This window comes from Umezawaea sp. (assembly GCF_036375055.1).
Classification (GTDB): domain Bacteria; phylum Actinomycetota; class Actinomycetes; order Mycobacteriales; family Pseudonocardiaceae; genus Umezawaea.
Map to the genome: position 1 here is coordinate 1 of NZ_DASUSQ010000148.1, position 6,457 is coordinate 6,457.

General features: G+C 73.6%; 6 protein-coding genes. 4 read left to right on the forward strand and 2 right to left on the reverse strand.

Annotated features, from left to right (window positions below):
* Positions 1 to 236 precede the first annotated feature (236 nt).
* Entirely contained in the window at positions 237 to 1,160 is a 924-nt protein-coding gene (locus VFZ92_RS36285) for an SDR family NAD(P)-dependent oxidoreductase (RefSeq protein ID WP_330881500.1), read from the forward strand.
* Here the strand turns inward: VFZ92_RS36285 and VFZ92_RS36290 are convergent.
* Together VFZ92_RS36290 and VFZ92_RS36295 are read right to left on the reverse strand one after the other, a co-directional pair.
* Complete coding sequence (locus VFZ92_RS36290) at positions 1,126 to 2,148, reverse strand: LLM class flavin-dependent oxidoreductase (protein WP_330881502.1); 1,023 nt, start codon at positions 2,146 to 2,148, stop codon at positions 1,126 to 1,128. The two genes, VFZ92_RS36285 and VFZ92_RS36290, sit on opposite strands and share 35 nt — an antisense overlap.
* A gap of 44 nt (positions 2,149 to 2,192) precedes the next feature.
* Positions 2,193 to 2,639, reverse strand: a complete 447-nt coding sequence (locus tag VFZ92_RS36295) for a MarR family winged helix-turn-helix transcriptional regulator (RefSeq protein ID WP_330881504.1) — start codon at positions 2,637 to 2,639, stop codon at positions 2,193 to 2,195.
* Between the two features lie 118 nt (positions 2,640 to 2,757).
* On the opposite strand from VFZ92_RS36295, the gene VFZ92_RS36300 reads away from it, so the two are divergent.
* The 3 genes from VFZ92_RS36300 to VFZ92_RS36310 form a co-directional block, all read left to right on the forward strand.
* Entirely contained in the window at positions 2,758 to 3,969 is a 1,212-nt protein-coding gene (locus VFZ92_RS36300; protein ID WP_330881505.1) for an FAD-dependent monooxygenase, read from the forward strand.
* 30 nt (positions 3,970 to 3,999) lie between these two features.
* Positions 4,000 to 4,398, forward strand: a complete 399-nt coding sequence (locus VFZ92_RS36305) for a hypothetical protein (protein ID WP_330881506.1) — start codon at positions 4,000 to 4,002, stop codon at positions 4,396 to 4,398.
* A 31-nt stretch (positions 4,399 to 4,429) separates the two neighbouring features.
* Positions 4,430 to 6,457, forward strand: a 2,028-nt coding sequence (locus VFZ92_RS36310; RefSeq protein ID WP_330881507.1) for an AfsR/SARP family transcriptional regulator, incomplete at its 3' end; no start/stop codon positions are given.

Genomic DNA, 6,457 nt, shown 5'->3' on the forward strand with positions numbered 1-6,457 from the left:
GCACGTTCGTCCCGGTGTAGCCGTCACGGGCGAAGTGGTTCCTGGCCGAGGCCAGCAGGGCCGCTCGGGTCGCGTCCCGGTCGCGCCTGCGCGGCGGCTGACCGTCCGGTGTCGCGGTCAATCCGGCTCCTAGACCTCAAGTCGTCGCTCGTTGACACGATACGCGGCCGTCGTTAACTTCGGATAAGTCATCAACTGATGACAAGAGTGCGCGGTCTCTTCAGGGGGTTCACGGCGTGAAGACGTTCGTCATCTCGGGCGGCACGGACGGCATCGGCAAGGCCGTCGCCCTCGCTCGTCTCCAAGGAGGCGACCGGGTCGTCGTCCTCGGCCGCGACGCCGACAAGGGCGCCCAGCTCGTGGCCGAGGCCGAGGGGTCCGGCGCCGCCGACCGCGTGCACTTCATCCAGGTGGACCTCAGCCTGGTCGAGGCCACCCGAGGGGCCCTGGCCGAGATCCGTTCGCGGTTCGCCGCCGTCGACGGGCTCGTGCTGTGCGCGCAGCACTTCCGCTCGACCCGGCTGGTCACCGGGGAGGGGTTCGAGAACTCCTTCGCGCTGTACTACCTGAGCCGCTTCGTGCTCAGCCACGGTCTGGCCGACCTGCTGGAGGCCGCGCCCGCGCCCGTCGTGGTCAACGTGTGCGGCCCCGGCATCCCGATGGGGGAGGGCCGCTGGGACGACCTCGGCCGGGAGCGGGACTACACGGGCATCGACGCGCTGATGCAGGGCAGCAGGCTCAACGACCTGCTCGGGGTCGGGTTCGCCCGTGCACGACCGGGCAGCCGGATCCGCTACGTCCTGCTCGACCCCGGTGGCGTGCGGACCAGCTCCTCCGGCGAGTACGACCCGGCCGCGGCCGAGCGGATCGACGCCGTGCGCGCGGGCGCGAGGCCGGTGGAGGAGGGCATCCTGCCGGTGCTCGCCGCCCTGGACGCCCCACCGGACCAGCCGGTCTCCGCCTCCGTGGCGGGGGAGCCGCTCCCGCTGGACGGGCCCGCGTTCGACGCCGAGGACGCGGACCGGCTGCACGAGCTGACCGTCGGGCTGCTCGCGGCCCGCGCCGCCTGGGCACCGGTCCGGCACCGGTTCGCGGATCGGCGCGGACCGGTGCCGGCGGTAGTGCTCAGCGCCAGCCCAGTTCCGGCGCCACGTGGGTGAGGATGTTCTCCAGCACGTGGGTGTTGTAGTCGACCCCGAGCTGGTTCGGGATGGTCAGCAGCAGCGTGTCCGCGGCCTGGACGGCCTCGTCGTCCAGCAGTTCCTTGACGAGCACGTCCGGCTCGGCGGCGTAGGACCGGCCGAAGATCGCCCTGGTGTTCTCGTCGATCATGCCGATCTGGTCGCGCGAGTCGCGGTCGCGGCCGAAGTAGGCGCGGTCCAGGTCGTTGGTGATGGCGAAGATGCTGCGGCTGACCGACACCCGCGGCTCGCGCACGTGGCCCGCCTCCTTCCACGCCTCGCGGTAGGCCTCGATCTGCTTGCGCTGCTGGACGTGCAGCGGCTCGCCCGTCTCGTCGAACTTGAGCGTGCTGCTCTGGAGGTTCATCCCCAGCTTCGCGGCCCACACGCCGGTCGCGTTCGAGGCGGAACCCCACCAGATCCGCTCGCGCAGCCCCTCCGAGTGCGGTTCGATCCGCAGCAGCCCCGGCGGGTTCGCGAACATCGGTCGCGGGTTGGGCTCGGCGAAGCCCTCTCCCCCGATCACCTCCAGGAACCTCTCGGTGTGCCTGCGGGCCATGTCCGCGTCGGTCTCGCCCTCGGCGGGGGAGAAGCCGAAGTGCCGCCAGCCCTCGATCACCTGCTCGGGTGATCCCCGGCTGATGCCGAGCTGGAGCCGTCCGTCGGAGATGAGGTCGGCGGCGCCCGCGTCCTCGGCCATGTACAGCGGGTTCTCGTAGCGCATGTCGATCACGCCGGTGCCGATCTCGATCCTCGTGGTCCGCGCGCCGATGGCCGAGAGCAGCGGGAACGGGCTGCCCGCCTGCCGCGCGAAGTGGTGCACGCGGAAGTAGGCGCCGTCCACGCCCAGCTCCTCCGCGGCGACCGCGAGGTCGATCGACTGGTGCAGGAAGTCCGCGGCCGACCTGGTCAGGGAGTGCCCGCCCGGCGACCAGTGCCCGAACGAGAGAAAGCCAATCTTCTTCACGCACCGTCCAAGCGCGCGGCGGTGCGTTTGATTCCCCGCGCCGCTCAGGTCTCCGGCAGCGCCCGCGCGTAGACGTCGGCCACCGACCGCAGGAACCAGGAGATCTTCTCCCTGGTCTCGGCGTCGGTGGCGGCCAGCAGCCCGTCGAGGCCCTCGATGACCGGCTCCACGTACCGGGTCGCCCGCGCCTCGGTCTCGGGGGCGACGGCGATCACGACCTTGCGCCGGTCGGTGGCGTGCTTGGCGCGCTGGAGGTGGCCGCCCGCTTCGAGGCGCTTGAGCACCTGGGCGGTGGCCGCCGTCGACATGCCCGCCGCCCTGGCGATCTCGGTCGGTGTGCTCGGGCCGCGGGCGATGAGGTGGTACACGACTTCGAGGCTCGTGCGGTCGATCCCCATCGCCGCCGCCATGGAGCGCTCGAACCACTGCTGGCGCACGGCCATGACCTGGAGCAGTTCTCGCAGGTGCGGGACCGCGGAGTCCGTCGTCACGGCCACCCTCCTCACGTGATCGGGCCGCCGATCGTCTCACGGGCGCCGACCACGACCGTCGACCCCCGAGGCGAACGTGGTTGTTGCATGGATTGCTAACTGAGTTTACTATTTTCCCGTGACCTCCCCCCGAACCGCCCTGATCGCCGGCGCGAGCATCGCCGGTCCGACGCTGGCCTACTGGCTGTCCCGCTACGGCTGGGACGTCGTGGTCGTCGAACGGGCGCCCGCCCCGCGCACGGCGGGGCAGAACATCGACGTCCGGGGTGTCGGTGCCACCGTGCTGGAGCGCATCGGCATCCGCGACGCCGTCGCCGCCCGGCGCACCGGCGAACTCGGCGCCTCCTTCATCGGCCCGAACGGCGAGGTGGCCGGCGTCTTCCCCGCCGACGGGAGCGACGTCGACGGCGCCACCGCCGAGCTGGAGATCCTGCGCGGCGACCTGTCCGACCTCCTGGTCGAGGCGGGCGCGGGCGCGGTCGAGCACGTCTACGGCGACCACGTCGTGGAGGTCGAGGAGCACACCGCCCACGCGCGGGTGCGCCTGCACTCGGGCGGCGTGCGCGACGTCGACGTGGTCGTGGCCGCCGACGGCCTGAACTCCACCACGCGCGACGTGCTCGGGCTGTCGACGCGCGTTCACCACATCGGGCTGGAGTCGACGTACTTCACCATCGAGCGCGCACCCGAGGACGACGACTACTGGCGCTGGTACAACCCCGGCCGCGGTCGTTCGGTGCAGCTGCGCCCCGACCCCAACGGCGGCATCCGCGCCGTCCTGTCCGAGCTGGTGCCGCCCGCGGTGGCGGCCACCGCCGTCCGGCGGACCCGTGCCGAGCAGGTGGCGCACCTGCGCGGTGCCTTCGCCGACGCGGGCTGGCAGACCGACCGCGTCCTGGACGGCCTGGACCGGGCCGACGACCTGTACTACGAGCACCTCGGGCAGGTGAAGGCGGCGCGGTGGTCCCGAGGCAGGGCGGTGCTGGCCGGGGACGCGGCCCACTGCGCCTCGCCGCTCAGCGGCATGGGCACCACCCTGGCCCTCACCGGCGCCTACGTGCTGGCGGGCGAACTCGCGCGGCACGACGACCACACCGGGGCGTTCGCCGAGTACGAGCGGATCATGCGGCCGTTCGTCGAGCGGGCGCAGAAGCTGCCGCCGTTCGGGCCGCGGCTCGCCACGCCCGTCAGCGGGTTCGGGGTCGCCGCCTTCGCCGCGGTGATCAAGGTGATCTCCAGCCCGCCGCTGCGCCGCCTCGGGGACAGGTTCGCCTCCCGTCCGGCCAACGCCGTCGACCTGCCGGACTACCGCGACCTCGTCCGCCGCTAGAACCCCCGACCCCGATCGGAGCGATCTCCCGTGCCGTCCTCGCGCCGCACCACGACGCTGGTGGTGGCCAGCGCGCTCGCCGCGGTGTCCTCCACGGTCATGTCCGCCCTCACCACGGGTGTCGGCATCCCGGAGGAGACCCGCCGCGGACTCGTCACCGGCAACGGCCAGGACCTCGACTTCTGGGTCGTCGCCACCGCCGTGCGGACGTACTCGGTGACCGGACCCCTGCTGTGGTCCGCCCTGCGGCGGAGGCCGCCGTCACCGGCGCTGCTCGTCGCGGCGGGCCTCACCCAGTTCGGGGACGCCTACCTGTGCCTGCGGTCGAGGAACCCGATCGGCGCGGTGGGCACCGGGGCCTTCGGCCTCCTGCACCTGATCACCGCCCGGGAGGTGGCGGCACGCCGGGAGTTCTCCTTCGCGCGTTGAACGGCCGGATCGCGTTCGGTACACAGAAGCGGTGGCGGGCGCGAGCGAGCGGGGCACGGCTCCGGACATCGAGGTCGGTGTGCTGGGTGGCCTGGAGGTCCGCGTCGGCGGTGTGCCGGTCGCGGTGGGGCACGCGCGGCAGCGGGCGGTGTTGGCGGTGCTGGCGGACGAGGTCGGTCGGGTGGTGCCGGTGGACCGGCTGATCGACCGGGTGTGGGGTGGGCGTCCGCCTGCGCGGGTGCGGTCGGTGCTGCGGACGTACGTGTCGAACCTGCGTCGGGTCGGGGCCACGATCACGTGGCGCGACAACGGTTACCTGCTCGCGGCCGATCCCGAGGGGGTGGATCTGCACCGCTTCCGCCGCCTGCTCGCCGAGGCGCGCGCCAGTGACGATCCGGGGCGTGCGCTGGTGGTGGTGGAGCGGGCGTTGGCGTTGTGGCGGGGTGAGCCGTTGGCGGAGCTGGACACGCCGTGGGCGCGGTCGTCGCGTGAGCACCTGTACCGGGAGCGCGGGGCCGCGGTGGCCGATCGGGTGGACTGGGCGCTCGGGTGCGGCCGGCACGGGGACCTGGTGCCGGAGTTGACGACGCGGGCGGCGGAGGATCCGTTGGACGAGCGGTTGGCCGGGCAGGTGGTGCTGGCGCTGTACCGGTCGGGTCGTCAGGCGGAGGCGTTGGAGCACTACGGGCGTACGCGGCGGGTGCTGGCCGAGGAGCTGGGGGCTGATCCCGGTCCGGCGCTGCGGGAGCTGCACCAGCGGGTGCTGACCGCTGATCCGGGACTGCTGCTCCCCGCGGCGGGTCCGGTGGTGCCCCGCCAGCTGCCCGCGCCGCCCGCGTCGTTCGTCGGCCGGGAGGCCGAGCTGGAGCGGCTGGACGCGGTGGTGGAGGCGGCGGGCCGGTCGGCGACGGTGGTGATCCCGGCGCTGGCGGGGGAGGGTGGGGTCGGGAAGACGTGGTTGGCGTTGCACTGGGCGCACCGCCACGTGGAGCGGTTCCCGGACGGGCAGTTGTTCGTGGACCTGCGCGGGTTCAGCCCGGAGGGTGAGCCGCTCGATCCGGCGGTCGTGCTGTGGGGGTTCCTGCACGCGCTGGACGTGCCGCCCGCTCGGGTGCCCGCCGCTCTGGACGCGCGGGTGGCGCTGTACCGCAGTGCGGTGGCGGGTCGGCGGATGCTGGTGGTGTTGGACAACGCCGCGACGGTGGAGCAGGTCGTTCCGCTGCTGCCGGGGAGCGCGTCCTGCACGGTGCTGGTCACCGGCCGCCGGAGGCTCTCCTCGCTGGTGGACCGCCACGGTGCCGAGCACGTGCAGCTCGACGTCCTGTCCCGGCGGGAAGCCCGTGCCCTGCTGGTCGAACGCCTGGGCGCGGAGCGGGTGGCCGCCGAACCCGACGCGACCGACGAGCTGATCGGGCTGTGCGGGCACCACCCGCTGGCGTTGGCGATCACGACCCGGCACGCCGTCACCCGCCCGTCCGTCGCGCTCGCCGAGCTGGTCGCGGAACTGCGCGACCTCGGCCTGGACGTGCTGGACGACGACGACCCGATGGCGAGCGTGCCCGCGGTGCTGTCCTGGTCGCTGCGCCACCTCACCGCCCAGCAGCGGACCGCGTTCGCGCTGCTGGGCGTCGCTCCCGGCCCGGACATCGACCTGCCTGCCGCCGCCTCCCTCACCGGCGTGCCCCCGGCGTTGGCGCGCAAGGTGTTGCGGGCGCTGGAGGACCACTCCCTGCTCGACCGGCACCCCCACGGCCGGTGCGCCATGCACGACCTGACCCGCGCCTACGCCGCCGCCACCGCCCGCGACGACCTGGACGAGCCGGTGCGCCGAGCGGCGCTCGACCGGGTGGTGGACTTCTACCTGCACACCGCCCACGCCGCCGACCGCCTGCTGGACCCGCACCGCGCGCCGGTCCGGCTCGACCCGCCCACGCCCGGCACCCACCCGCACCCCCTCGCCGACCTCCCGGCGGCGCTGGCGTGGCTGGAGGACCACCACCCCCACCTGCTGGCCGCCCAGCAGACCGCCGCCGCCGGTGGCCGCCACCAGGTCGGTCGT